At 60.1% G+C, this 25,754-nt stretch carries 29 protein-coding genes; 15 read left to right on the plus strand and 14 right to left on the minus strand.

Going from position 1 to position 25,754, the window contains the following annotated elements:
- Positions 1 to 52 precede the first annotated feature (52 nt).
- From ACPYOP_RS15600 to dhaL (ACPYOP_RS15630), 7 genes are all read left to right on the plus strand, one after another.
- Entirely contained in the window at positions 53 to 1,057 is a 1,005-nt protein-coding gene (locus ACPYOP_RS15600) for an ABC transporter permease (protein ID WP_481411268.1), read from the plus strand.
- Between the two features lie 85 nt (positions 1,058 to 1,142).
- The gene (locus ACPYOP_RS15605; protein ID WP_481411269.1) at positions 1,143 to 2,132 is read left to right on the plus strand and encodes a substrate-binding domain-containing protein; all 990 of its coding nucleotides are present in this window, start codon (positions 1,143 to 1,145) and stop codon (positions 2,130 to 2,132) included.
- Positions 2,133 to 2,193: 61 nt separating this feature from the next.
- On the plus strand, positions 2,194 to 2,967 hold the full coding sequence (locus ACPYOP_RS15610; protein ID WP_481411270.1) for an SDR family oxidoreductase: 774 nt from the start codon (positions 2,194 to 2,196) through the stop codon (positions 2,965 to 2,967).
- A 33-nt stretch (positions 2,968 to 3,000) separates the two neighbouring features.
- Complete coding sequence (locus ACPYOP_RS15615; protein WP_481411271.1) at positions 3,001 to 3,993, plus strand: dihydroxyacetone kinase subunit DhaK; 993 nt, start codon at positions 3,001 to 3,003, stop codon at positions 3,991 to 3,993.
- Positions 3,994 to 4,006: 13 nt separating this feature from the next.
- A complete protein-coding gene (dhaL, locus tag ACPYOP_RS15620; RefSeq protein ID WP_481411272.1) occupies positions 4,007 to 4,648 on the plus strand; it encodes a dihydroxyacetone kinase subunit DhaL in 642 nt (213 codons plus the stop codon).
- 131 nt (positions 4,649 to 4,779) lie between these two features.
- Complete coding sequence (locus ACPYOP_RS15625; protein ID WP_481411273.1) at positions 4,780 to 6,876, plus strand: bifunctional sugar-binding transcriptional regulator/dihydroxyacetone kinase subunit DhaK; 2,097 nt, start codon at positions 4,780 to 4,782, stop codon at positions 6,874 to 6,876.
- Positions 6,877 to 6,931: 55 nt separating this feature from the next.
- On the plus strand, positions 6,932 to 7,609 hold the full coding sequence (gene dhaL, locus ACPYOP_RS15630) for a dihydroxyacetone kinase subunit DhaL (protein WP_481411274.1): 678 nt from the start codon (positions 6,932 to 6,934) through the stop codon (positions 7,607 to 7,609).
- Positions 7,610 to 7,654: 45 nt separating this feature from the next.
- On the opposite strand, the gene ACPYOP_RS15635 is transcribed toward dhaL (ACPYOP_RS15630), so the two are convergent.
- On the minus strand, positions 7,655 to 8,674 hold the full coding sequence (locus ACPYOP_RS15635; protein ID WP_481411275.1) for an AraC family transcriptional regulator: 1,020 nt from the start codon (positions 8,672 to 8,674) through the stop codon (positions 7,655 to 7,657).
- A 352-nt stretch (positions 8,675 to 9,026) separates the two neighbouring features.
- Here ACPYOP_RS15635 and ACPYOP_RS15640 point away from each other — a divergent pair, with 352 nt between their 5' ends.
- Genes ACPYOP_RS15640 through ACPYOP_RS15650 form a run of 3 tightly spaced genes read left to right on the plus strand, consistent with a single transcriptional unit; the run spans position 9,027 to position 12,745 of the window.
- Positions 9,027 to 10,523 carry a sugar ABC transporter ATP-binding protein gene (locus ACPYOP_RS15640; RefSeq protein ID WP_481411276.1) on the plus strand — a complete coding sequence of 499 codons (1,497 nt, stop codon included), beginning with the start codon at positions 9,027 to 9,029 and terminating at the stop codon, positions 10,521 to 10,523.
- Positions 10,524 to 10,539: 16 nt separating this feature from the next.
- Positions 10,540 to 11,610 (plus strand): ABC transporter permease, encoded by a 1,071-nt coding sequence (locus tag ACPYOP_RS15645; protein WP_481411277.1) that lies wholly within the window; start codon positions 10,540 to 10,542, stop codon positions 11,608 to 11,610.
- Positions 11,611 to 11,650: 40 nt separating this feature from the next.
- Complete coding sequence (locus ACPYOP_RS15650) at positions 11,651 to 12,745, plus strand: ABC transporter substrate-binding protein (RefSeq protein WP_481411278.1); 1,095 nt, start codon at positions 11,651 to 11,653, stop codon at positions 12,743 to 12,745.
- Positions 12,746 to 12,803: 58 nt separating this feature from the next.
- Here the strand turns inward: ACPYOP_RS15650 and ACPYOP_RS15655 are convergent, their stop codons facing one another.
- The 5 genes from ACPYOP_RS15655 to ACPYOP_RS15675 all read right to left on the minus strand — a co-directional run bounded on the left by ACPYOP_RS15655 (position 12,804) and on the right by ACPYOP_RS15675 (position 16,436).
- Positions 12,804 to 13,820 carry a LacI family DNA-binding transcriptional regulator gene (locus ACPYOP_RS15655; RefSeq protein ID WP_481411279.1) on the minus strand — a complete coding sequence of 339 codons (1,017 nt, stop codon included), beginning with the start codon at positions 13,818 to 13,820 and terminating at the stop codon, positions 12,804 to 12,806.
- A 133-nt stretch (positions 13,821 to 13,953) separates the two neighbouring features.
- A complete protein-coding gene (locus tag ACPYOP_RS15660) occupies positions 13,954 to 14,286 on the minus strand; it encodes a hypothetical protein (RefSeq protein ID WP_004120191.1) in 333 nt (110 codons plus the stop codon).
- The gene (locus ACPYOP_RS15665) at positions 14,283 to 15,170 is read right to left on the minus strand and encodes an NAD(P)-dependent oxidoreductase (RefSeq protein ID WP_481411280.1); all 888 of its coding nucleotides are present in this window, start codon (positions 15,168 to 15,170) and stop codon (positions 14,283 to 14,285) included. The genes ACPYOP_RS15660 and ACPYOP_RS15665 overlap by 4 nt, the downstream gene beginning before the upstream one ends.
- Positions 15,167 to 15,709, minus strand: a complete 543-nt coding sequence (locus ACPYOP_RS15670) for a gluconokinase (RefSeq protein WP_481411281.1) — start codon at positions 15,707 to 15,709, stop codon at positions 15,167 to 15,169. Before ACPYOP_RS15670 ends, ACPYOP_RS15665 begins: the two co-directional genes overlap by 4 nt.
- Positions 15,678 to 16,436 carry an SDR family oxidoreductase gene (locus ACPYOP_RS15675; RefSeq protein ID WP_481411282.1) on the minus strand — a complete coding sequence of 253 codons (759 nt, stop codon included), beginning with the start codon at positions 16,434 to 16,436 and terminating at the stop codon, positions 15,678 to 15,680. Before ACPYOP_RS15675 ends, ACPYOP_RS15670 begins: the two co-directional genes overlap by 32 nt.
- An 85-nt stretch (positions 16,437 to 16,521) precedes the next feature.
- Between ACPYOP_RS15675 and ACPYOP_RS15680 the strand changes: the two genes are divergently transcribed.
- Entirely contained in the window at positions 16,522 to 17,469 is a 948-nt protein-coding gene (locus ACPYOP_RS15680) for a 2-hydroxyacid dehydrogenase (RefSeq protein WP_481411283.1), read from the plus strand.
- A gap of 10 nt (positions 17,470 to 17,479) precedes the next feature.
- On the plus strand, positions 17,480 to 18,511 hold the full coding sequence (locus ACPYOP_RS15685; protein WP_481411284.1) for an L-idonate 5-dehydrogenase: 1,032 nt from the start codon (positions 17,480 to 17,482) through the stop codon (positions 18,509 to 18,511).
- Positions 18,512 to 18,557: 46 nt separating this feature from the next.
- Here the strand turns inward: ACPYOP_RS15685 and ACPYOP_RS15690 are convergent, their stop codons facing one another.
- Entirely contained in the window at positions 18,558 to 18,980 is a 423-nt protein-coding gene (locus ACPYOP_RS15690; RefSeq protein ID WP_481411285.1) for a GlcG/HbpS family heme-binding protein, read from the minus strand.
- 90 nt (positions 18,981 to 19,070) lie between these two features.
- Between ACPYOP_RS15690 and ACPYOP_RS15695 the strand changes: the two genes are divergently transcribed.
- Positions 19,071 to 19,961 (plus strand): SMP-30/gluconolactonase/LRE family protein, encoded by an 891-nt coding sequence (locus ACPYOP_RS15695; protein ID WP_481411286.1) that lies wholly within the window; start codon positions 19,071 to 19,073, stop codon positions 19,959 to 19,961.
- A 65-nt stretch (positions 19,962 to 20,026) separates the two neighbouring features.
- On the opposite strand, the gene ACPYOP_RS15700 is transcribed toward ACPYOP_RS15695, so the two are convergent.
- Complete coding sequence (locus ACPYOP_RS15700; RefSeq protein WP_481411287.1) at positions 20,027 to 20,230, minus strand: hypothetical protein; 204 nt, start codon at positions 20,228 to 20,230, stop codon at positions 20,027 to 20,029.
- 327 nt (positions 20,231 to 20,557) lie between these two features.
- Here ACPYOP_RS15700 and nrcR point away from each other — a divergent pair, with 327 nt between their 5' ends.
- Complete coding sequence (gene nrcR / locus ACPYOP_RS15705) at positions 20,558 to 20,905, plus strand: transcriptional regulator NrcR (RefSeq protein WP_481411288.1); 348 nt, start codon at positions 20,558 to 20,560, stop codon at positions 20,903 to 20,905.
- A gap of 427 nt (positions 20,906 to 21,332) precedes the next feature.
- Here nrcR and ACPYOP_RS15710 read toward each other — a convergent pair whose 3' ends face one another.
- Positions 21,333 to 21,815: a hypothetical protein gene (locus tag ACPYOP_RS15710; protein ID WP_481411289.1), complete on the minus strand. Its 483-nt coding sequence runs from the start codon at positions 21,813 to 21,815 to the stop codon at positions 21,333 to 21,335.
- A gap of 58 nt (positions 21,816 to 21,873) precedes the next feature.
- Positions 21,874 to 22,089, minus strand: coding sequence for a hypothetical protein (locus ACPYOP_RS15715; protein WP_481411290.1), 216 nt, complete (start codon positions 22,087 to 22,089; stop codon positions 21,874 to 21,876).
- Positions 22,090 to 22,196: 107 nt separating this feature from the next.
- On the opposite strand from ACPYOP_RS15715, the gene ACPYOP_RS15720 reads away from it, so the two are divergent.
- Positions 22,197 to 22,499, plus strand: a complete 303-nt coding sequence (locus ACPYOP_RS15720) for a hypothetical protein (RefSeq protein WP_481411291.1) — start codon at positions 22,197 to 22,199, stop codon at positions 22,497 to 22,499.
- 59 nt (positions 22,500 to 22,558) lie between these two features.
- Here ACPYOP_RS15720 and queE read toward each other — a convergent pair whose 3' ends face one another.
- The 4 genes from queE to ACPYOP_RS15740 all read right to left on the minus strand — a co-directional run bounded on the left by queE (position 22,559) and on the right by ACPYOP_RS15740 (position 25,624).
- A complete protein-coding gene (gene queE, locus ACPYOP_RS15725) occupies positions 22,559 to 23,287 on the minus strand; it encodes a 7-carboxy-7-deazaguanine synthase QueE (protein ID WP_481411292.1) in 729 nt (242 codons plus the stop codon).
- Positions 23,284 to 23,640: a 6-carboxytetrahydropterin synthase QueD gene (queD, locus tag ACPYOP_RS15730; protein ID WP_481411293.1), complete on the minus strand. Its 357-nt coding sequence runs from the start codon at positions 23,638 to 23,640 to the stop codon at positions 23,284 to 23,286. The genes queE and queD overlap by 4 nt, the downstream gene beginning before the upstream one ends.
- Entirely contained in the window at positions 23,640 to 24,350 is a 711-nt protein-coding gene (gene queC / locus ACPYOP_RS15735) for a 7-cyano-7-deazaguanine synthase QueC (protein ID WP_481411294.1), read from the minus strand. The genes queD and queC overlap by 1 nt, the downstream gene beginning before the upstream one ends.
- 167 nt (positions 24,351 to 24,517) lie before the next feature.
- Complete coding sequence (locus tag ACPYOP_RS15740; RefSeq protein WP_481411295.1) at positions 24,518 to 25,624, minus strand: aldo/keto reductase; 1,107 nt, start codon at positions 25,622 to 25,624, stop codon at positions 24,518 to 24,520.
- Positions 25,625 to 25,754: the final 130 nt, after the last annotated feature.

The following is a 25,754-nucleotide window of genomic DNA, read 5'->3' on the forward strand; positions in this document are numbered from 1 at the left end:
CGACCGAGCACGAAGCCCAGAATGAAGCGCCCGGCAACAAGAGGTATTTGTAATGTCCGCCACTGACAACAATCCGTCCAACTCTTGGTTCGGCTCGGACCGGCGCAGGTTGATCATTCAGGAATACGGGATCTTTCTCGCCTTCCTGCTGCTTGCCATCGTCCTCTCATTCTCGAATGAGTATTTCCTGACGGCCGGCAACATTTCCAACGTCTTGCTGCAGACCTCGATCAACGGGGTTCTGGCGATCGGCATGACATTCGTCATCCTGACGCGCGGCATCGATCTCTCCGTCGGCTCCGTGGTCGCGCTCACGGGGATCGTCAGCGCGAGCTTCGCAACGACGTCGGCGACGGCGGGCATCGTTGGTGCGCCTTATCCGCCCTATGTCGCGCTCGCTGTCGGCTTGCTCGTCGGTGTCGCCTGCGGTGCTGTCGTCGGCCTCATCGTCTCGCGCTTTGCGGTTCCCGCTTTCGTTGCGACGCTCGGCATGCTCTCTGCCGCGCGCGGCCTGACGCTGATCTATGGTGGCGGCAAGCCTGTTCCGGCGTTAACGTCCGATTTCCGCTGGATCGGCACCGGCAGTGTGCTCTCGATTCCCATGCCGGTCATTCTGCTTGCTGTTGTCTTCATCGTCGCATGGTGGGTTCTCAATCGCACGCGGTTCGGCCGTTACATTTATGCCGTCGGCGGCAATCCGCATGCTGCCATCACTTCGGGCATCAATGTCAGCAAACTGCGCTTCCTGGTTTACGTGATTTCCGGCGGCCTTTCCGGGCTCGCAGGCATGATCCTTGCAGCCCGCACCGGCTCCGCCCTACCGCAGGCCGGCATTGCCTACGAACTCGACGCGATCGCGGCTGTCGTCATCGGCGGCACCAGCCTTTCCGGCGGCGTCGGCCGCATCACCGGCACGCTGATCGGCGCATTGATCATCGGCGTCATGAACAATGGCCTCGATCTTATGGGGATCCAGTCCTACTACCAGCAGGTCCTCAAGGGGGCGCTCATCGTCGGCGCCGTCATGCTCGACCAAAAGAGAAATCTGGGCGGCTGAGCCCGAAGAAATTCCAGTGCTCACACTCGGAAAACCAAACGGCGCGTCAAGGCGACGGCCGGACTTTCAACGGAGGAGACTTATAATGAAGAGATTATTGATTGCCCTTGCTGCCGCAACCGCCCTTCTGGCGTCACCCGCCCTCGCCCAGGACAAGAAACTGAAGATCGGCGCGGCACCCTACGGTCTCAACGCCGAGTTCATGCAGATCTGGTCGGCCGCGCTGAAGGAACATCCAGCCGTCAAGAACGGTGACGTCGATCTGACCATCTTCGATGGCCGCTACGACGCGCTCGTGCAGCAGGAGCAGGTCAACACGATGATCACGCAGAAGTTCGACGCGATCATCTTCGTGCCGATCGATATCGAAGCAGCGGCGACCGCCGTTCAGGCAGCGCATGACGCCGGCATCCCGGTCGTCGGCTCGAACACCCGCGTCAATTCCGATCTCCTGACTTCCTATGTCGGCTCCGACGATACGATATCTGGCTACATGGAAGCTAAGACCGTTCTCGACAAGATCGGCTGCAAGGGCAATGTCGTCATCCTCGAAGGCCCGATCGGCCAGTCGGCGCAGATTTCGCGCCTGGAAGGCAACAAGAAGGCGCTTGCGGAGTGCCCGAATGTGAAGGTTCTGGAAGACCAGACGGCCAACTGGTCGCGCGCGGAAGCCCAGACCCTGATGGAGAACTGGCTGACCTCTCACCCGGGCCAGATCAACGGCGTCATCGGCCAGAACGACGAGATGGCGCTCGGCGCTATCGAGGCGATCAAGGCTGCCAAGCTCAACGTCAAGGACTTCGCCATCGCCGGCATCGACGGCATCACCGATGCGCTCCACGCCGCCAAGCAGGGTACGATGACTTCGATCCTGCAGGACGCCAGCGCGCAGGCTCAAGGCGCCCTCGACCTCGCGATCTTTGCAGCCAAGAAGGGTAACTACAAGCCGGAATCCAAGATCTGGGAACAGTATCCCACTATGCCCTTCAACGACGGCAAGGACAAGAACTACAATGTTCCGTGGACCCCGGTAACGGCCAAGAACGTCGACAAGCTGCTTGAAACCCGCAAGTAAGATCAATGCGGCGGGGCGAACTATCGCCCTGCCACACCCCGAAGACAGAGGCTTGAAAAAGATGACCGAGACATCTCCATACATTGATTTGAACTTCCCGCTCTCAGGCAAGACAGCGCTTGTTACCGGCGGCGGCTCCGGCATCGGCGCCGCGATCGCGGCAGCGTTTGCCTCCAAGGGTGCGAAAGTCGCCGTCCTCGATATCAATGTCGACATGGCGAAGGCCAAGGCATGCGAAATCGGCGATGGCGCTGAAGCATTCATCTGCGATGTGTCCGATCCAGTCTCGGTCAACAAGGCGGTCAGCAATGTCGTCGCGCAGCTGGGCGGCATCGACATCGCCGTCAATAGCGCCGGCGTCGTCTTCCTCGCGCCCGCCGAAGACCTGCCGCTCGATTACTGGGACAAGACGATCAACATCAACCTCAAGGGCACGTTCCTGGTCACACAGGCCGTCGGCCGCGCCATGATCGCCGCCGGCAAGGGCGGCAAGATCGTCAACCTCGCCTCGCAGGCGGGCACCGTCGCCATTGAAGAACACGTCGCCTACTGCGCCTCCAAGTTCGGCGTAATCGGCATGTCCAAGACCTTTGCCGCCGAATGGGGCAGGCATGGTATCAACGTCAACACCATTTCCCCGACTATCGTTTTGACCGAGCTCGGCAAGAAGGCCTGGGCCGGCGAAAAGGGCGAGGCTGCCAAGAAGCGCATCCCCACCGGCCGTTTCGCCTTCCCGCAGGAGATTGCAGCCGCGGCTGTTTTCCTCGCCTCATCCGGCGCGGATATGATCAACGGCGCCGATCTGCTGATCGACGGCGGCTACACCATTCTTTGAGCGCCAGCGCTCGACAATTCGACAGGAGAGACCATGCAGCGGTTCATCAACAATCCCGATGAAGTCGTTGAAGATACTGTAAAAGGCTTCATCAAGGCGCATTCGGATACTGTCCGTCTGGCAGAAAATCCGCGCGTTGTCATCGCTAAGGATGCGCCGCATGCCGGCAAGGTCGGCGTGATCACCGGCGGCGGTTCGGGTCATGAGCCGGCCTTCATCGGCTATACCGGCAAGAACATGCTGGATGCGGTCGCAGTCGGCGAGCTTTTTTCATCCCCGACGGCCAAGAGCTTCTACGACGCCATTCGCGAAGCCAATGGTGGCCGCGGTGTCATCTGCCTTTACGGCAATTATGCCGGCGACAACATGAACGTGAAGATGGCAACGAAGCTAGCCGCAAAGGACGGTATCGAAGTCGCGACCGTCGTCGCGAACGACGATGTCTGCTCAGCACCGCCCGAGGAGCGCGAGAAGCGCCGGGGCGTCGCCGGCGAAATCTTCATGTGGAAGGTGGGCGGCGCCAAGGCGTCTAAGGGCGCAAGCCTTGAGGAAGTCCGTGTGGTCGCGCAGAAGGCGATCGACAATTGCCGCTCCGTCGGTATCGGCCTTGGCCCCTGCACCCTGCCGGCAGTCGGTCATCCGAATTTCCAGATCGAACCCGGCACGATGGAAGTGGGTATCGGCCATCACGGCGAGCCCGGCGTTCGCGTGGAGCCGCTGAAGACGGCTGCGGAGATTGCTAAGGACATGTGCCAGATCGTCCTCGACGATCACAATCTGGCAGCCGGAACGGAAGTGGCCGTCCTGGTCTCGGGCCTTGGCGCGACACCGGTCAACGAGCTCTACATCCTCAACGATACGATCGAGGCGAAGATCTCCGAGCGGGGCCTGAAGATCTACAAAACCTATATCGGCAACTACTTCACGTCGCTCGAAATGGTCGGCGCTACGCTGACTGTGATGGCGCTCGACGAGCAGCTGAAAGAGCTTCTGGACGTCGAGGTCAAGTGCACGACGCTGCTCTGAGGGGGACGCACACATGCAAACATTCAACAATGCAACATCAGGCGACATCGTTTTGGCTATGGCCGATCGCATCATCGAGAACCGGGCCTATCTCAGCGAGATCGACGGCAAGATCGGCGATGGCGACCACGGCGTCAACATGGCCAAGGGCTTCGCCATGGCCGCAGAACGCCTGAAGGGCAAGAACCGGTCGCTATCGGCTTCGCTCGACACGCTGGGCACGGTGCTGATGACCGAGATCGGCGGCTCCATGGGCCCGCTGTATGGCGTTATGTTCACCGAGATTGCCGAAAAGCTCGAAGGCATCGAAGCGATCGACAGTATCGCCTACAGCAAGGCGCTGCATGCCGGGCTCGAAGGCATCCAATCGATCGGCTCCGCGAAGGTCGGCGACAAGACGCTGCTTGACACGCTGGTTCCGGCGATCGAAACGTTCGACGCTGCGGATGCAGCTGGCAAGTCCTTCGCTGAAGCGCTCGATGCATTGGTCGAAGCTGGCGAAGCGGGTCGTGACTCCACGCTCAATCTCGTTGCCAGAATCGGGCGCGCCAGCCGGTTGGGCGAACGCTCGCTCGGCGTGCTGGATGCGGGTGCGACCTCCTGTGCGATCATCCTGAAGGCGCTTTCCCTCGGCGCTCGCGCGCGGCTGCACTAAGCGGGCTCTCCCAAGGCCGCGCGATCCCGTGCTCCACCATGGGGTCGTGCGCCGCCCCCCGCCGAAGAAGCATTTGCAAACATGCGCCATTGCTCCCATGTTCGGGCAGGAAAAGGGAATTGTGAATCGTCATGACAGGCAAGGCATCATCGGTTGGCAAGAATAGTGCAAGCAAAGCGGGCGTGCCGGATGCGACCGATAGCATGCCGCTACGCTATGGCGACGACCCTTACGTGTGGGCCTGCTGGCTCTACTATGAAGACGGCAAGACCCAGGGCGATATCGCAGAGATCATGGGCATTTCGCGGGCAACCGTGAACAGCTACCTCGCCGATGCCCGCAGCCGCGGCATCGTCAATATCTCGCTCGAGCCATCCCGCCTGAGCTCGCTCTCCATCGCACAGGAACTCAAGCGCCATTTCGGCCTGCATGACTGTCTCGTCGTGCCCAGCGACGACGGCTCGCGGCCGCTGATCGACCGCCTCGGCACGGCCGGTGCGCAGGCTATTGCTAAGCTCCTGAAATCCGGCGACACGCTTGCCGTCGCCTGGGGCCGGACGGTTCTCGCGGTCGCCGAACAGGCCAACGTGCCCAACCTGCAGGACGTCACTATCGTTCAGGCAACTGGCGGCACGCGTGCACGCTTTGTCTATACGCCGGAACTCTGCGCCGCGGCCTTCGCGAACGCGACGGGCGGCAAGCTGATCAACATAACGGCACCGGCCATCGTCTCCGCTCCGCAGGTTCGGGAGATCCTGCTGCGCGAGCCGCTGGTCGAAGACCAGTTCGCGACGCTCTCCAAGGCGAACAAGGCCATCTTCGGCGTCGCATCGCTGCGGCCGAATTCGACGATCCACAGCAGCGGCTTCTTCGAATCCGTCTCGCTGCAGGATTATCTCGCGAAGAATGCCGTCGGCGTTCTTGCCGGCCGCTTCATCGATGCCAGGGGTCAGCCGGTTGTCGGGCCGCTCGACGATCGCACCATTGGCATATCGCTCGACATGCTGAAATCGATCGGTCTGCGCATCGCCGTGGCCGGTGGCTTCGACAAGGTACCGGCTATCCTCGCCGCCTTGCGCGGCGGTTATATCAACGTGCTGATTACCGATGCGGCCACCGGGCGTGGCATTCTCAATGCAGACGGCGTTACCCAATTCGATCAGAAAGCCCAGCAGCGCCCGAGAACGGACAACAGCCTCGCCCTGCCCAGCAGCTACCGAACCCATATCAAGAAATTCCTCAACAATCCCGATGACGTCGTCGACGAGATGCTGGAAGGCATCGTAAAGGCACACGCCTCGCATATCACGCCGATCAAGGGATCGAATCGGGCGCTGGTGGCACGTCATGGGCCGAGGAAGGGCAAGGTTGGCCTGGTGATCGGTGGCGGAACAGGGCACGAACCCTGCTTCCTCGGCTATGTCGGCAAGGGCCTCGCCGATGCCGTCGCCATCGGCAACATATTTTCCTCGCCACCGCCGACGCCGATCCTCGAATGCGCCAAGGCCTCCTCCAGGGGCGAAGGTGTGCTTTTCGTCTATGGCAATTATGCCGGTGACGTCATGAACTTTGAAATGGCTGCCGAAATGGCGCAGGAACAGCAGATCGATGTCCGCACAGTCCTGACGACGGACGATATCTCCTCCTCGCCGATCGAGGATCGAGAGGGACGGCGCGGTGTCGCCGGCAACTTCTTCATCTTCAAGATCGCGGGCGCTGCCTGCGATAAGGGCCTTTCGCTCGATACTTGCGAGGCGATTACTCGCAAGGCCAATGACCGCACCTTCACCATGGGGGTTGCGCTGGAGCCTTGCTCGCTGCCGCAGACGCGACGCCACAATTTCGAGATCGAGCCTGACGATATCGAATTCGGCATGGGCATTCACGGCGAGCGCGGCGTCACCCGCGAAAAGATGATGAGCGCCGATGAAATCACTGACCGTTTGATGGACCGGATCTTTTCAGAGATGAAGCCCGTTGCCGGCGATCGGGTGGCGGTGCTGATCAACTCCTCCGGCGCGACGCCATTAATGGAGCTCTATATCCTGTTCCGCCGTGTCGAGCAGAGACTGAGCGCCAAGGACATTAAAATCGAGGCAAATTGGGTGGGACATTATTGCACGTCGCTCGACATGGCCGGCGCCTCCATATCCATTCTGCATCTCGACCAGGAACTGACCGAAATGCTGCACCATCCATGCGACACCTTCGCTTTGAAGGTCGGATGAACCGATAAGAATGCGCCCGGCAACAAGAGAAACCGCCGGGACCGGGAGGAAGATGATGTCTGAAAAAGCCGCGCGATGCCTGGGCAGCATGTTTCAGCGCATATCGGTCGCGATCAACGCTGAAAAAGACCGGCTTTCCGAACTGGACGGCGCGATCGGTGATGCCGATCACGGCATCACCATGGCCCTCGGCTTCATGGCGGTGAATGCGGAACTGGCAAAGCTCGATCTCACACAGGCCCTGCCCTCGGAAATCTTCTCCGTTGCAGCCTCGGCCTTCTTGGATGCCGTCGGCGCATCGACCGGCCCGCTCTACGCCACAGCCTTCCGCCGGGCCTCGCAGGCATTGAAAACGGACGAATCCCTGTCGCCTGGCTGCCAGGCGATGATCGTCGACGAGATGCGCGCCGGCATCCAGCAGCGCGGCAAGGGCCAGCGCGGCGACAAGACCATGCTTGACGCCTGGATCCCCGCCGCGGAGGTGGCCATCGACGCGAAGGCGCATTCGCGCGATGGTACAGCCATGTGGAACGCTATCCTTGAAGCCGCCGAAGCGGGAGCGAGCTCCACAAGCTCCATGGTCGCCGCCCGCGGACGCGCAGCTAGATTGGGAGAACGATCCCTGGGACACATCGATCCGGGTGCGGCGTCGGCCGTGATTATCCTGCGGGCGATGCGAGATACCTTCGCGGAAGACACGGTCAGGAATTCCGGCAGTTTCATTTTTCGATAGAGAGGTTGTCGAATTTATAAGCTCAAGGTTCTCGCTCGATAGACCCTAGCTGTCGCCGTTCCGTGGCCTTCTTGCGGTCTTGGACGGCATTTCTCCAAAGGCCCGATGATAGAGCGCAGCAAAGCGGCCCATATGGGAAAATCCCCAATCGCGTGCAGTCTCGGCGACCGGCCGTGAAGACCCGCAGTCCACCAGCGCTCTGCGAACGCCCTGCAGACGGATCATCCTCAGATAGTTGAGGGGCGTCATGTTCTTGAACTGCTGAAAGGCGGCCTGAACTGATCTCACGCTTGTCCCGGCCTCGCGGGCAATTTCTGCAATCCGGATGTCGGCGCCAACATTGGCATGCATGTATTCGATCGCGCGCTTCAGCTGTTTCGGCATTGCCGGCGAAACGGGCTTGCGCAATTGCGTGGAATAGTTATGCGGCACCACCTCCAGCAGCGCGATCATCATCGCCTGCAACAGACGTTCGCTGAACGCAGGGGAAGATCGGTCCACATCGTCGACCGTCAGATCCTGCCAGATCAAACTTCCGAGCGCCGCAATCTGCGCGCCTCGTTGCGTCGTGAGATCGACGGTGCCGCTCATTTCCAGATGATCGAGAACGGGCGCGTCCAGCAATTCGCTCAGCTGACGGATCATTGCCGTTTTTTCGAAGGCCATGCCCATATGACCGCGCCGCTCTTCAAGTGTCAGCTTTTCGAACGACGACATATCGGCAAGCAACCCCTTGCCGACTTCCGATACGAGCTGTCGTCCTCGCGCGTCGATCAGCATCTTGCCCATGGTTGGAAGGTAGAAACCATAGGCATCAGGACCGCCCGGAAGCGTCACGCTCATTCCTGAATGGCATTTCCCCTTCCATACACTGCAGGAGCCGACCGAATAATGGCTATCCTCCACCGAAATCGAAGCGCCTCGTTTGAGAGGCTCGACAATGGCAGGAAACAGGGTTCTCGCATAATGCGCCGTCATCTCTTCGGCATCGGCGTTGTCAATTTTGAATACCGATTGAGTAACGTACGTCAAAAATTTCCCTCGAATGCCCACGGTGAGACGCATTCTTTCGGAATTTGCCCAATGCGTGCGCCAGCGGCTCATCATTCATATATCAAGCAATAATTTTAGACGAGATGTGATCAAAGCGCACTACCCAAGAAATATTAGTCCGAGCCTAGAAAATACAACTGCAGTTAGTACTATGAACGCTTAGCGAGAAATATCGTCATTTCATAAGATGATTACGATCTGTAATTTTTTTATTTTACATATAAAGGAAATAATCTGAAAAATATGGAAACCAATTCTTTCAATGTTAAAGGAACACGGCCGGCATGAGGTTGGGAATGGAAGGCCTTGACGGAATGTTATCGATAACATAGCCTCCTCCCATCGACGCTTTGGGAGGAGCAGGATGGACGACGGGAAGCTGCTCGAATTTTGCGAGATCACCAAGGAATTTGGTGGAACGCGCGCCTTGTCGAACGTTTCACTCGATCTTAGGCAGGGTGAAATCCTTGCGCTTCTCGGTGAAAACGGCGCGGGCAAATCGACGCTCATCAAGACATTGGCGGGCATTTACAAGCCGGATGGCGGTCAGATCCTATTTCGCGGAAAGCCCTATCACCATCGCCCGCCGCAGCCCAACCAGCGCCAGCCGGTCGCCTTCATCCACCAGGATCTCGGGCTGATCGAATGGATGACTGTGGGCGAGAATGTCGGCCTTGCGCAGGGCTATTCGTTGCGCGGCCGCCTGATCGACTGGCGCGCGACGGAACGGCGCACCGCGGAGGCGCTTAAGCTCGTCGGCTGCGACTTCGACCCCTCGACCCGCGTCCAGGAACTGACGCGCACGGAAAAATCACTCGTCGCAATCGCCCGCGCACTCGCCGTCGAAGCAGATGTGCTGGTCCTTGACGAACCCACCGCCAGCCTGCCCGCCGATGAGGTCGAGAAACTGTTTGCCGCCATCCGCCCGCTGAAAGAGCGCGGCGTGGCCATGATCTACGTCTCGCACCGGCTGGACGAAATTTTCCGCATCGCCGACCGCGTTGCCGTCTTGCGCGACGGTCAACTGGTCGGCCAGAAGCCGGTATCCGAGACGACGCCCGACGAGCTCATCCGCATGATCGTCGGGCGCAAGGCCGATCAATTGTTCGTCAAGGCGGAAAGAGCAACGGGACCCGCAGTCGTTTCCGTCAAGGAGCTTTCCTGCCATAGCGCCGGGCCCGTGTCCTTCGATATCCGGCAAGGCGAACTGCTCGGTCTCGTCGGCTTGCGCGGTGCGGGGCAGGAACTGATCGGACGTGCGCTGTTCGGCTGCGAGCCGGCACAGGGCGCCGTACGACTGAACGGGGCCGAGCCGGACCTTTCCAGCACGGTTGCGGCGATGGCCTCCGGTATTGGCCTGATCGCCAGGGACCGGACCGAAGAGTCCGTCGCCATGTCGCTCAGCCTGCGTGAGAATACCTTCCTGAACCCGGGCGCATCAGGCAGGAGCCTGTTTTCATTCCTGTCGCCGCGCCGGGAAGCGGAAATCGCCCACTCCCTCGGCAGCCGCGTCGGTCTGAGACCCAATGACCAGAGCCTTGCCATCGAGGCGCTGTCGGGCGGCAACCAGCAAAAGGTCGTGGTCGGACGATGGCTGGCGACGGGACGCAAATTGCTGATCGCCGAAGATCCGACGGCCGGCGTCGACGTCGGCGCCAAGGCCGACATTTATCGGCTGATCGCCGAGGCGGTCGAGGCCGGCCTTGCCGTTCTCGTCGTCTCAACTGATTTCGAGGAAATCGCCCATATCTGCCATCGTGCCCTGGTGTTTTCGCGCGGGAGGATCGTGCGCGAGCTCAGTGGCGCTGACCTCACAACACCGGCGGTCATCGCCGCCGCATCGGCATCCGAAGCGGCCTGAACCGGAGAGAAACATCATGCAATCGATCGAATCCAATGCGCTCGAGCCGACCCGCGCCGAGCTTTCGACCATGAGCTTCGGCCAGAAGATCCAGCGTCTGCTGCCCGTCTACGGCCTCGTCATCCTGACCGTGCTGCTGATCCTGCTTTTCTCCATTCTGCTGCCGCAGACATTCCCGACAATGCTCAACCTGCGTTCGATCGTTTCGGACAAGACGATCATCGCCATCCTGTCACTTGCGGCGATGATCCCGATGGCGGCAGGTCGTATCGATCTGACGATCGGCTATGGCATCGTGCTCTGGCATGTGCTGGCGATCAGCCTGCAGACGATGTTCGACCTCCCCTGGCCGGTCGCCGTGCTTGTTGTCATCGCCCTTGGGGCGCTCACGGGCTTCCTGAACGGTCTTCTGGTCGAAATCGCCAAGATCGACAGCTTCATCGCAACGCTTGGCACCGGTACGGTCCTTTATGCGATCGCACTCTGGCATACGGGCGGCCGGCAGGTTGTGGGCATGCTGCCGCAGGGATTTTATGCGCTGAACGGCACCATGGTCTTCGGCCTGCCGATCACCGGCATCTACGTTCTGGCGCTTGCCTTCGTCATGTGGATCGTCCTCGAATATCTGCCGATCGGCCGTTATATCTATGCGATCGGCGCCAATCCGAAGGCCGCCGCGCTGAACGGTATTCCCGTCCGCCGTTTCGTCATCGGCGCCTTCGTCACCTCGGGCACGCTTGCCGCCATCGCAGGCGTGCTGCTTGCCTCCAAGCTGCGTATCGGTCAGGCAAGCGTCGGGCTTGAATATCTCCTGCCCGCGCTCGTCGGCGCATTCCTTGGATCGACCACCATCAAGCCCGGCCGGGTCAACGTCTGGGGCACGATGATCGGCGTCATCATCCTGGCGGTCGGCATTGCCGGCATCCAGCAGTTCGGCGGTTCCTTCTATGTCGAGCCCCTGTTCAACGGCGTCACATTGCTGGTCGCGATCGGTATTGCCGGCTATGCGCAGCGCCGCCGCAGCCACGCAGGGCGCATGGCACCTGCCCAGGCACCGCAACTTTCCGCCAAGCCGGCGGAGAAGTGAAGATCATCCGAAGTTCGAATGTCCAAAGGGAGGAGAAGACATGAACCATAGACAATTCCTGCGAGCCACGACCGCGGTGCTGGTGCTATGCGCCGGCCAGGCCTATGCCGATCCGATGGCGGATGCGAAGGCCATCGTCGAGAAATATGCAACACCGGTCACCAAATGGGATGGTCCGACCACCGGTCCGAAGGCGCAGGCCGGCAAGACCATTGTCGTTCTGGCGGGCGATCTCAAGAATGGCGGCATTCTCGGCGTCAGCAACGGCGTCGAGGAAGCGGCAAAGGCGATCGGCTGGCAGGTGAAGGTTCTCGATGGCGCCGGCTCCATCGGCGGACGCACCGCTGCCTTCGGTCAGGCGATAGCGCTGCAGCCTGCCGGCATCATCATCGATGGTTTCGATGCCGTCGAGCAGGCGCCGGTGCTGGAACAGGCAAAGGCTGCCAAGATCCCGCTGGTCGCCTGGCATGCCGGCCCGATCATCGGCCCCGACGACAAGAGCGGCCTCTTCGCCAATGTCAGCACCGACGCCATGGAAGTCTCGAAAGCCGCCGCCGACTGGGCCTTCGTCGATGCCAAGGGCAAGCCGGGCGTCATCATCTTTACCGATTCTACCTATGCAATCGCGATTGCCAAGGCGGACAAGATGAAGCAGGAGATCGAACAGCTCGGCGGCAAGGTGCTCGAATATGTCGACACGCCGATCGCCGAGACATCGCAGCGCATGCCGCAGCTGACCACCTCGCTCCTGCAGAAATACGGCGACAGCTGGACCCATTCGCTCGCAATCAACGACCTCTATTTCGACTTCATGGGCCCCTCGCTTGCGTCGGCCGGCAAGGGCGGAACTGATGCGCCGATCAATGTCGCCGCCGGCGACGGCTCGCAATCGGCCTATGAGCGCATCCGCGCCGGTCAATTCCAGAAGGTCACTGTGGCAGAGCCGCTCAATCTCCAGGGCTGGCAATTGGTTGATGAGCTCAACCGTGCTTTCGCCGGTGAAAAATGGTCCGGCTACCTGTCGCCGCTGCATGTGGTGACGGCGGACAATATCCAGTCCGATGGCGGCCCGCAGAACGCGTTTGATCCGGATAACGGCTATAAGGATCAATACAAGAAGATCTGGGGCAAGTGATCCCGGCAAAAGAATGTGGCGCGGCCTGCAGGTCGCGCCACTTCATTCGGCAAAAGGGCTAAACTCGGCGGCTGCTGTCGCGCGCAATCAGTTCGGGCGAGATCCTGACATCAGTGCCTTGCGTGCCGTCAAGAATATCGAGGATCAACTCAGCAGTCCGTTCGCCGATTTCCCGCGCAAAGGCGTTGATCGTCGTCAGTGTCGGCACGCAGACCTCGCCGATTTCATAATTGCCGAAGCCGCCGATGGAAAAGCGTTCCGGCACGGGAATTCCGAGCCGGCGACATTCGGTGAGAGCGCCGTAAGCAGCAAGATCCGAGACGCAGGCGACGGCCTCGGTATCCGGATAGAGCTCGATCAGCTTCGCCATCGCGTTGGCGCCTTCCCGCATCGAGATTGGCGGCGATCCCGCCGCGATCAATCTCGAAGCATCGAGGCCATGCGCCTGCATCGCCGCGATAAAGCCGAGCCGGCGTTCGCTGCCGCGTGAGTCCCGCTCGACATCGCCGCCGATGAAGGCAATGCGCCGACAGCCGAGCGCAACGAAATGGTCCACCATGTCACGCATGACAGCCGTATTGGAAAAGCCGACATAATGACCGATTGGATCTGTCGGGATGTCCCAGGTCTCTATCACGGGGATTGCCACGGTCTGCAAAAGCCGGCGCGCACGCTCCGTGTGGCGGCCGCCGGTCACGACGATCGCCTGCGGCTTACGGCGCAGCAACTGTTCGATCAGCCGCTCCTCCTCCTCGACATTATAGTCGGTATAGCCGAGCAGGATCTGCATATCCCGCTTCGACAGAGTATCGGAGAGACCGCCGACCGTATCGGCGAAATTGGCGTTGTTGATCGAAGGGATGGTAACGGCGACGAAGCCGGATTTCTGCGAGCGCAGATTGGAAGCCGTGCTGTCGAAGACATAGCCCAGCTCTTCCGCCGTCTTCAGGATGGCTTGACGCGTCTGCGGGCTGACGAGGCTGTCGGCCTTGAAGGCGCGCGATACCGTCATCGGAGAAACTCCCATGACGCGGGCTATGTCCGCCATGGTGGGCGTTTTGCGATCGTTGCTCATCGACAGCCTATGTTATCGTTACCATCAGAGTAGTATGCCTCTCCCATGGATGGCAAGAGCCCGCCCCATTCATCCCTCTATGCGGGTACAGGCTCATTCCGCATTCGCCTCGAAGCGTCTCTTGTAAGACTGCTTATAGCTGAAACTCATGCGCAAGCGTCACATGATGATGGATGCGTCCTTCGAAGAACCGGGAGAGGACGGCTTCCGTCGCAGCGCGCGCCTCGGTCCGCACTGGGCTAGCCAGGGCTTTTTCCACCGCAGCCATGTCCGGATAGTTGACGGCCAGGATCATCGGAAACTCAGGCGCACCTTCGTCGCGTGCTTCGGCGAATGTGACCCGTACGTCGAGCGCGCCGGGAAACTGCTTCCACTTCGGCAGGATGGTTTCCATGACAGCCGTGCGAAACGCTTCCGCCTCTCCTTCCCTGACTTTGCCCTCGAATAATGCGTAGCGGGTGATCATCCGGCAATCTCCTTGTTCGGCCCTTTGAAGAATTCCATCAGCGCCGCCTGATCTTCGCCGCCGAGCCCGGAAGCCGTCAGCATGCGGTGTATCTCGGCACAGACCGCCGTCAGCGGCATGGCGGTATTGGTCCTGCGGGCGAGATCCTGGGCGCCGTTCAGATCCTTGACCATGTTGTCGATCCGGCCGGTGCGGCGATAATCCTTGGCGACGTAGCGCGGCATGTATTCCTGGAGGATAGCGCTGTCGGCTCGCCCGCCCTTCAGTGCCCGCGGGATCTTGGCGGCATCCACGCCGGCATCGAGCGCCAGTTGCGTCGCTTCGGCGACGGCTAGGAAATTCAATGCGCAAAGAACCTGATTGATCAGCTTCGTGGTCTGGCCCGCACCGGTAGGCCCCATATGCGTGTAATTCGAAGCCACGTGGCGCAGGACTTGATGTGCGTCCGCGACATCTTGCTCACTCCCGCCGGCCATCAGGGTCAATTGCCCGATCAGCGCCTTCGGCGCGCCGCCGGAAAGTGGGCTGTCCACCCAGCGCAGTCCCTTTTCCGTCGCTTCAGTGGCAAACGCTTTCGTCGTGTCGGGATCGATCGACGACATATCGATGATCAGCGTTCCCGGCCTAGCACCTTCGGCAACACCGCCCGGGCCGAATACCGCAGCATGCACAATCCTGGGCGAATTGAGGCTCAGAATCACAAAATCGGAAACGCTTGCCGCCTCCGCAGCGCTGGCGGCTGACACGGCACCCTTTGCGGTCAGGATGGCGACCTTGTCCTTGTCGAGATCGAAAACCGTCAGCCGATTGCCGGTCTCCACCAGGCGGGAGCCGATCGCACCGCCCATTGCGCCGGCGCCGATCAGCGCCAACTTGTTGCTCATGCTTGGTCCTCCTCCAATGCGGCCATGATGGCCGCCACCACCGCATCCAGCGGCTGATCGATATCGACGGTGATCGCTCGCTCGTCAGCGCCGGGCGGCTCGAGCGCGGCGAATTGACTGTCGAGCAAAGCCGCCGGCATAAAATGATCGCGCCTTGCCTGCATGCGTCTCAGGATGGTTTCCTTCGTGCCGGCAAGGCAAATGAAGGAAACCGGCGCGCCGGCGACCTCGCGGATCCGATCACGATAGGTACGCTTCAGCGCCGAACATCCAATCAACGCCGTCTCGTCCGCCAGGGCCAGGCATTGACCGACCTTGTCGAGCCAGGGCCATCGATCGGTGTCGGTCAACGGAATGCCGGCGCTCATCCTGGCAACATTGGCCGCTGGATGGAGATCATCCCCATCGAAATAGATGCCGCCAATGCGCGCCGCAATCGCCGAACCGACCGACGACTTGCCGCAGCCGCTGACGCCCATGACGACGAAGCGGCGCAGCTCGGCGCCGTCAGAGCGAAGCTGTGATGCCGCCGTCGACATAGAGCACGTGACCGTTGACAAAGGAGGAGGCGTCGGAGGCAAGGAAAATGCAGGCGCCGACCAGTTCTTCGACACGACCCCAGCGGCCGGCGGGCGTGCGCTTTTCGAGCCATGCGGAGAAATCGGTATCGGCAACGAGCGCCGCATTCAGCGGCGTATCGAAATAGCCGGGCGCGATAGCGTTGCACTGCAGCCCGTGCCTCGCCCAATCCGTCGCCATGCCCTTGGTCAAATTGCCGACAGCCCCCTTGGTTGCCGTATAAGGCGCGATCGATGGCCGCGCCAGAGCCGTCTGTACGCTGGCGATGTTGATGATCTTACCGGCGCCGCGCTTGATCATATGACGGGCAACGGCCTGGCCGACATTGAAGACGCTCGATATGTTCGTGCGCAAAAGCCGCTCGAAGGCGTCGGCGGGGAAATCCTCGAGTGGTGTGCGAAACTGCATGCCGGCATTGTTGACGAGGATATCGATCGCGCCGGTCTCGGCCTCGAAGGCATCGACAGCCTGACGCGCGGCCTCGTGATCCGTGGCGTCGAATGGCAGCACATGCACCCTGCCCTCGAAGCTTTCAGCCGCCTTGGCGAGCTTTTCCTTGTCGCGTCCGTTGAGAACCAGCTCCGCGCCCGCCGCGGCCAAACCTTTGGCCAGCGCCAGCCCGATGCCTTGGGAAGAACCCGTCACCAGGGCTCGCCGCCCTTTCAGATCGAAAAGACCAAGAGACATCGTTTCCTCCGTTTTTATCTCGACAATGCTTGCCTTCCCTGTTTATGTTATCGATAACATTTGATGTCAAGGGAGGACATGAAAGATGGACAAGCCATCAATCCTGCAGATTGGTCCCTATCCGCAATGGGATCAAGAACCGCTCGATGCGGCGTTTCAGGTGCATCGCTATTTCGAGGCCGACGACAAGGCGAAACTGCTTGCCGACGTCGGGCCGTCGATCAGGGCCATTGCCACACGCGGCGAGCTCGGCGCCAACCGGGCCATGATTGAGGCCTGCCCCAACCTTGAGGTCATTTCGGTCTATGGCGTCGGCTTTGACGCCGTCGACCTGCAAGCCTGCCGCGAGCGCGGCATTCGCGTCACCAATACGCCGGATGTCCTGACCAATGATGTTGCCGACCTCGGCGTTGCCATGATGCTCTGCCTGTCGCGCGGCATGATCGGTGCCGAGACCTGGGTGCGCGACGGCAGCTGGGCCGAGAAAGGGCTCTACCCCCTCAGGCGCCGCGTCTGGGGACGGCGTGCCGGCGTGCTCGGCCTCGGCCGCATCGGCTTTGAAGTCGCCAAGCGGCTGAAGGGCTTCGATATGCAGATTGCGTATTCCGATGTCGAAGCGAAATCCTACGCATCCGACATGACCTTCGTGACCGATCCGATCGAGCTCGCGAAGCAATCGGATTTCCTGTTCGTCACGCTCGCCGCTTCGGCAGCGACCCGGCATATTGTCGGCCGTGAGGTGATCGAGGCGCTCGGCCCGGAAGGCATGTTGATCAACATCTCCCGAGCCTCGAATATAGACGAGGAAGCACTGCTGGCGGCACTGGAGGCCGGCAAGCTCGGCTCGGCAGCGCTCGATGTTTTCGAAGGTGAGCCGAAGCTCAATCCGCGTTTCCTGGCGCTCGACAATGTGCTGCTGCAGCCTCACCATGCCTCCGGCACGCTGGAGACGCGCAAGGCCATGGGCCAGCTGGTGCGCGACAATCTCGCCGCCCATTTCGCCGGTCAGGCTCTGCCGACACCCGTTCTTTGAGGAGAAAAAGATGAAAGCCATCGTCGCTCACGCCGCCAAGGATGTGCGGATCGAGGATCGTCCAGGGGAAGAACCGGGTGCCGGAGAAGTCAAGCTGAAGCTTGCGACCGGCGGGGTCTGCGGCAGCGACCTGCATTACTACCATCACGGCGGCTTCGGCACTGTGCGCTTGAAGGAGCCGATGATCCTGGGGCATGAGGTCAGCGCCACCGTCACCGCCCTCGGCTCCGGCGTGCAAGGCCTCGAGGTCGGACAGCTCGTCGCCGTTTCCCCCTCCCGCCCTTGCCGGACTTGCCGCTACTGCCTGCAGGGATTGCCCAATCAATGCCTCAACATGCGCTTTTACGGCAGCGCCATGCCCTTTCCGCACATCCAGGGCGCATTTCGCGAGACACTGGTCGCCGACGCCATTCAATGCGTGCCGGCCGATGGCCTGACGCCGGGCGAAGCGGCCATGGCGGAACCGCTGGCGGTGACCTTGCACGCCACCCGACGCGCAGGCGAGATGCTCGGCAAGCGCGTTCTCGTGACCGGCTGCGGTCCGATCGGCGTGCTGTCGATCCTGGCTGCACGCCGCGCGGGTGCGGCCGAGATCGTCGCGACCGATCTTTCGGATTTCACCCTGTCGCTCGCCAAGCAGGCCGGCGCCGACAGGATCATCAATACCAAGAACGAACCGGAGGCCCTTGCCGCTTATTCCGCCGACAAGGGCACCTTCGATGTCCTTTATGAGTGCTCGGGTGCTGCCGCCGCACTGGTCGGCGGTATCGCAGCGCTTCGTCCGCGCGGGATCATCGTGCAGCTCGGTCTCGGCGGCGACATGAGCCTGCCGATGATGGCGATCACCGCCAAGGAACTGGAGCTGCGTGGCTCCTTCCGCTTCCATGAGGAGTTTGCCGTCGGCGTCGATCTGATGCGCAAGCGTCTTATCGATGTGCGGCCGCTCATCACCCACACGGTGCCGCTTGCCGAGGCACTCAGCGCCTTTGAGATCGCGTCGGACCGAAGCAAGGCGATGAAGGCGCAGATCGTCTTTGCTTGACCTTGCGACCTCCCTCGGATCGGCGAGATGCGAGGGAGGCGCCGTTCTACTGATCGAGATCGGCGCCGATTGCCTCAAGCGCAGCGCGTGCCACCTGTTCGTCCTGTTCTCCAGAACCTGATCCGACGCCGATGCCGCCGACAAGCGCACCTGAAACGCGGATCGGCAAGCCGCCGCGCAAGCCGGTCATCGCGCCATGGGTTGCGACCGCGAGCGGCACCCTGGCATGTTCCGGCAAAGAGTGGCTTGGCGCGCCGATGGAGGCGGCCGTCTGTGCCTTGGCCGCGGCACTTTGCAGCGATTGGAAGCGTGAACCGCGCATGCGGAAGGAGCCGAGCGTTACGCCGGACTGATCGACGATGACGATACATTGCGGCTGCCCCATCTCGGTGGCCGCGGCAATGGCGACCGTCAACAGCGTCATCACGCCTTCGTCGCTCAACACACTCGACGTCAGAACATGGCTCATGCAACTATCCTCCCGCTTGCGGACTCAATTCAATATGTTATCGATAACACATCAATCTCCGGATGTAACCTTATGGGAGGTATTGTCATAATGTCGTTCTTCGAGATCATCGATCCGGCCTTCGGGAAATTCATCCTCGGCAATGCTCCCGTCAAGCAGATCGCCACCGGTTTCGACTGGGTGGAAGGGCCGGTCTGGTTCGGAGATCTGAATTGCCTGCTCTTCTCCGATATTCCCAATAACCGCATCATGCGCTGGGTCCCGGGCGTCGGCGTCAGCGTCTTTCGCGAGCCCTCGAATTTTTCGAACGGCCATACGCGCGACCGGCAGGGCCGGCTTGTCAGCTGCGAACATGGCGGCAGGCGCGTGACGCGCACCGAATATGACGGTTCGATCACCGTCATTGCGGACAGCTATCAGGGCAAGCGGCTGAACTCGCCGAATGATATCATCGTCGCCTCGGACGGCGCCATCTGGTTCAGCGATCCGCATTATGGCATTGCGACGGACTATGAGGGGCATAGAAGCGAGCAGGAACTGCCTTGCAATGTCTACCGGGTCGATCCCTCCGGTGCGATCACCGCTGTCCTGACGGATTTCAATTGCCCGAACGGGCTTGCCTTTAGCCCGGACGAGAAGAAGCTCTATGTCGCCGATACCGGCCGCATGCATGGCAGCGACCCGCAGCACATTCGCGTCTTCAATGTCGGCGAAAACTGGCGGCTGTCCGGTGGCGACGTGTTTCATGCGATTTCACCGGGCTGTGCCGATGGCATGCGCCTCGACAGCGACGGCAACCTCTGGTCTTCGGCTGCCGACGGCGTGCATTGCATCGCGCCGGACGGTCATCTCATGGGCAAGATCCTGGTGCCCGAGACCGTCTCCAATCTCTGCTTCGGCGGACGCAGCAAGCACAAGCTCTTCATCACGGCGACGACCAGTGTCTATGCGGTCTCGCTCAACCGGAGCGGCGCACTCTGACAGCAGATCCAGGGTGGCAAAACCAAGAGTGAGGAGACTTGGCGATAACGGCAAAGTAAATGATATCAGCGCAAATCGACCTGCGGCACCGACCGCGCAGTCGCATGCGCAATCGACGGAAGATTGACCGACAAGGCAAGTTCCTGCCTGCGGGCGGCATCCTGCAGCAGACCGGCCATCCTTGAGACAGATATGTGATCTGCGCGCATGACCTGGCGGATCAGCGGATCTTTGAGAACTTCGGCGATCGTCAAGTCCCTATGGGTCATGGTTACCTCCTGTTCGTTGCAGCAGAAGATAACCAGCTTAATTAGCAGCGCGATGTCAAAAGACGGACAAAAACAAGGCATTTCGTTCGATTTTGTTACAGAATAATTGCAAAACGAAAGGTGGAGCATATTCCCAAATTACAACAGGACCCTAATTGTCGGCTGCAGAAAGGTTGATCGCTGGCGATCGGCCTGAATGGGAGGTCCGTTTGCTCCGCGAAGGCGCAACGTTTTTGCAATAATCAGACCATAATTTTGCAATTTTTGCGTTTATCATCGCGCGATGCCGGGGACTCTGCAGTTTAAACATCAACGATCGGCCGCGCCATGTATTCAGATCAGACCACGGAAGATGAGCGCCTCATCTACCACGCAGATCTTCTCAGTCAGCTCTCCAATCCCAAACGTCTCGAGGTTTGCATTCATCTGTCCCGCCACGAGGAAGATGTGAACAGCCTGGCCAAGAAGCTGGGAATATCGCAATCGGCACTGAGCCAGCATCTGACGCGACTGCATCATTCCGGTATCGTCAAAGTGCGCCGCCAGGCGCAATTCAGATATTATTCTTGCGATCACCCCGGCGTTCAGCAGATCCTGAAGACATTGTCGAAGCTGTTCGATGCCGAGCTTGAGCCAACGCCACCCGAGGACGGTGCTCGCGGCAAGAAGTCGTGATCGGCAGTCCTTGCGGAATGTGGTGAAATCCCAAGCGAATGCCTGATGTTGCCACTTGCAAACGTGATGGTTCACGTTCGCAAGTGATGGGCATTGCGGGACATTTGCGGAACAGGCGAAATCCTACGCTAAGGCTTAGCCCATTGATGTTTTCATTAGAGCAAGAAGACAAGCCAGCCAATCGGCTGAGGCCCGCCGGATGGCTTCCTTTCGTCATGATGGATTCTCAGCCCAGCGAACAGCTGATTTAGCTCTTGTTCCATCCCTTTTTCTTACCAATTCTCGGCCAGCACTCGGTCGACGATGTGTTTATCGCGATCCCATATCCGGGTGTCTGAATGAGGGAGCTAGTCATCCGTCAGCAGCATCAGATGAGGCCGGATGAAGTTGACCTCCCTCCGGACCTTACGGGCTGAGCAAATTTCGCTTATTTGCCTTTCAGCGCAAAGCTGTCTGCACTGCAGCCTTCAGTGGAGGACGACGTATATTTCTTCCAATCAACGCTGCTGAGCATCCCTATGCGGATTCCGCCGACGGCAGATAGATCCGCAATCGTCACCCATCGGACAGGCTGATCACAGAAGCCGTTCTTGCCTTTGTTATTCTTAAAAAAGGCATCCGCATTCATGACCTGATATACATCACCGCTAAATTCGGTATCTCCATTTTCCGGTTTACGGACACCGGCATACTGCAATTGCATCTTGCCTGTCAGTTTGGAGAAATTGGCTGAGCTTTTACTCAACTTCATATTCCCCAATGTGGCGTCGGTACCATTCGATATCGGTATATATGCCCGCACCTGGTCATTTGGCATATCGTTGGAGCCAGGGCTTGCAGCGAGACTGACACCCGTTGCCAAGCTTAGGGCCACTGCTACCGATATCCGAATCAAGTACTTTTTCTGCATGATCGCTATCCTCTTGTGATGCATTCCGTCATCCGATCAAAGATGAATCGAGATTAGATCAGTTGGGGCTTTCTGGATTGTCGACCTGACATCCGATGCCATGGCGGCCCTGGTAGTTGCCCTGGGCGTCGAAATTGGGGTTGCCTTCCTTATCGAATTGCAGTCTCGGGTCGATCGACTGGTCGCTGGATTTCCGGGATGCGTGTCCAACGGCTCTGACATAGCCCCGAAGCGTCCTAGCGAGCCGATAGAAATTCCCCTTCCGCTTATCCATGATGACATCAGGATAAGAGACTTTACAAGCAGTCACTTACATTCATAGTTAGTAATTAAATTTCTGGTGGCAACGCTATCGGGGCGATTCAGGACGGAGAGGGAAAGATGCGTGCTCTTGATGACGGGTCGATGAAGACGATCGGCAGGCTTGTGAGAAGCTTGACCGTCACATCGGGCCTGATTGCCGCGGTGGCGGTGTCCGGTTGTCAAAGCAGAAATGCAACGCCGCAAGAGCTACAGGGCTGGTATTCCATGATTTGTGACAAGCATGGTTTCAACATGGGATCGGATCGGATTGATTGCATGAACGGTCTGAAACAATCCAACGGCCGGCAACTGCCGAACGGCCCGACACCGTCCGGTGATTGGCCACCCTTCGCGCCCAGCCAAATGCCTGATCCCAGTTGAGCGGACGATAGTAGCAGCCGTATGGCGTCAATAACGAAGGATGAGCCGATCGCAGCGGCTCAAACGCCGCGCCTGTTGCCCCAAATCAGCACGTGCAATTGCGGCAACACCCTTGCCTCGAACCATTGGTCGCTGCTGACCTTGTCGACGAGCCAGCGCATGCGCTCGACGATGCCTTCGATATCGACGGTGGCATCGTCGGCTTCCGGCGGTGGCGGCGTGTGGTTGCCGGGTTGCAGATAAAGCGGCAGGTTGGGATAGCGCGACGCAGCCTTGCGCGCATAGGCGTAATCGACGTCGTCGAACACGACGATCTTCAGCGCGACCTGCGGCTTCTGGGCCGCCATGCGCAGACAGTCGTCGAACGCGCCCCAATCCGTCGCCATGCCGCTCGATGGCGGCTTCGGGCTCAGCACCAGCACGTCGAGCTCGGCAAACCAATCCTTCGCCAGGCTCCCTTGGGTTTCCAAGGCGGAACGATAGCCCTCGGCGTGGCCGCGCGCGATCAGCGGACCGAGAGGCTGGATTGCGGGATTGCCGCCCGAAAGCGATATCGTCAACGGCTTGCCGCCGGAAAGCCGCGTCACCTCCGACCAGATCTCATCGACCGACATCGGCTGCCACTGATCACGATAGTCGCTGTCGACTGCGTGCAGCGTATCGCACCAGGAGCAGCGGTAGTCGCAGCCGCCGGTGCGCACGAAGACCGTAGGAAGGCCGATCAGAATACCCTCGCCCTGGATCGTCGGCCCGAAGATCTCGCTGACGCGAATGCGCGCTTCGCTCATGGCCGATATTCCGCCCAGGTCTTCGGCGTCTCGCTGACGCGCACCGCCGATGTCTCCGGCAGGCGGGACTTACACCAGTCGTAGAAATGCTTGGCCAGGTATTCCGAGGTGACGCGATTATGGCCGAGCACATCGTTGAGGTGGCGATGGTCGAATTCGTCGTCGATATAGCGCTTCAGCGGCTGCAGCTCATGATAGTCACGCACGAAGCCGTTCCCATCGAGTTCTCTGGCCGAAAGCTCCACCACGACGATGTAATTGTGGCCATGCATGCGCGCGCACTGATGGTCGTCGGGAAGATGCGAGAGCTGATGCGAGGCGGAGAAATGAAACTCCTTGGTGATGCGGAACATCACTTCACCTCCGCCGCGACGAAACCCGACGTTGCCGACACCCAGAAATCCGGATCTTCATAATCCGTGGGATCCGCGATGCCGGCGATATGGAAGGCTTCGCGCCGCTCAACGCAGGTGCCGCAGCGGCCGCAGTGACGCTCACCGCCCTTGTAACAGGACCAGGTCTCGGCAAAAGGGGTTCGATGGCTCGCGCCATCCGTGACGATATCGGCTTTCGAGATGGTCACATAGGGCGCATAGAGGGAAACGCTGGCATAGCCATCAAGCGCGTGGTTCTGCATCTGCTGGAATGCATCGATGAAACCGGGCCGGCAATCCGGATAGATGAAATGGTCGCCGCCATGAACGGCAACGGCAACCGCATCCGCCTTCTGGGCGGCCGCCAGCCCGAAGGCGATCGCGAGCATGATCGCGTTGCGGTTCGGCACGACCGTCGCCTTCATGGTTTCTTCGGCATAATGCCCGTCCGGCACGTCGACATTATCGGTGAGCGCCGATCCGGTGAGATGCTTGCCGATGCCGGTGATGTCGATGATCTGATGAGGGACGCCGAGGCGCGTTGCGCAAGCGGCGGCGAAGTCCAGTTCCTTGCGATGCCGTTGGCCGTAGTCGAAGGAGACAAGGCCGATAAGCTGGTGTTCGGCTGCGACCTTATGGGCGAGCGAAACGGAGTCCAATCCGCCGGAGCAGATGACGATAGTCTTCATAACATAGGATCCCTTGTTTTGACCGGGTGGGCTGCGACCGGATTTCATGGCTCTTCGAAGCCACAGCGCGGTCTGTAGCAGCAGAACTCGGAGGAAACAAGGCATCCATAATATTTCACGACGACACGCCGGCGAATGCCGGCGCGCTGGTAGTGATTGCCAGGAAGTTAGCTGACGCCGGCAAATTGCCCGGAGAGTTTCAGTTCCGGATAATAGCCGGCGGGCTTGCCTCCGACCGTCTGGCCGCCGGTCAAACCGCCCTGGACCTCAGGGCCGAAGAACGAATAAGGAAAGGTCGGCTGCAAGGCGCTGACGTCGTCGAGACGGCGCCGCAGCTCGGACGGTATTACAAAGTCCAAGGCGCCGAGATTGTCGTTCAATTGCTCCAATTTGGTGGCGCCGACGATGATCGAGGCTATTCCGGGCTGCGTCATCGCCCAGTTGACCGCCACCTGCGCCATGCTGCGCCCGAGCTCTGTCGCCACCTTCTCCAGTTCGGCAACGATGGCCCAGTTGCGATCGGTAAACTTCTGGAAGCCGGGATTGGTGGTGCCGCGCACCGTCTCCAGCCGGCCGGCGGTTTCCCCCTCGCCGCTTGGGCGATATTTTCCGCTCAAGAGGCCGCTTGCCAGCGGGCTCCAGGCCATGATCCCGGCGCCATAGCGCGTGCCGAACGGCACGAACTCGTTCTCGATATTGCGTTCGACCAGCGAATATTCGAGCTGCAGCGCCGAGATCGGCTCATAGCCACGATGTTCGGCAACGGCCTGGGCACGGCTGGCGTACCAGGCGGGCACATCGGACAAGCCGACGTGGCGTACCTTGCCGGAGCGAACGAGGTCGTCGAAGGTGCGCATCACCTCCTCCGGCGGCGTCAGGCGATCCCAGCAATGCATCAGATAGAGGTCGATGTGATCCGTATTGAGCCGCTTCAACGAGCCTTCGACGGCCCGCAGAATGTTCTTACGGCCGTTGCCTGCCGCGTTCGGCGTGCGGGCGGTCAGGTTCATCGTGAACTTGGTTGTGATCACCGCATCATCGCGCAGCCCGCGTTCGGCGATGAATTCGCCCAGCCAGGTCTCCGACGTACCGCCCGTATAGGCGTCGGCCGTATCGAAGAAGTTGCCGCCGGCGTCGACATAGGCGTTGAAAATGGCGCGTGCCGCCGCCTTGTCCGATCCCCAGCCCCATTCCGTGCCGAAAGTCATGGTGCCGAGGGCAAGCCGTGTCACCTTCAGGCCACTGTTGCCAAGCGCGTAAAACTCCATGCTCATCGCTATGCTCCTCTTTGACATGCCGGGCCCGAATTCGACGATCGAGTGAGCCCGCAGCGATTTGATGCGGGTAGGTTCGCTGCTTTTTGGTCATTCGATAAGATCATTTAATTTGCATGCATTATGCGAT

The organism is Rhizobium sp. KNZ2-6A (genome assembly GCF_056755475.1).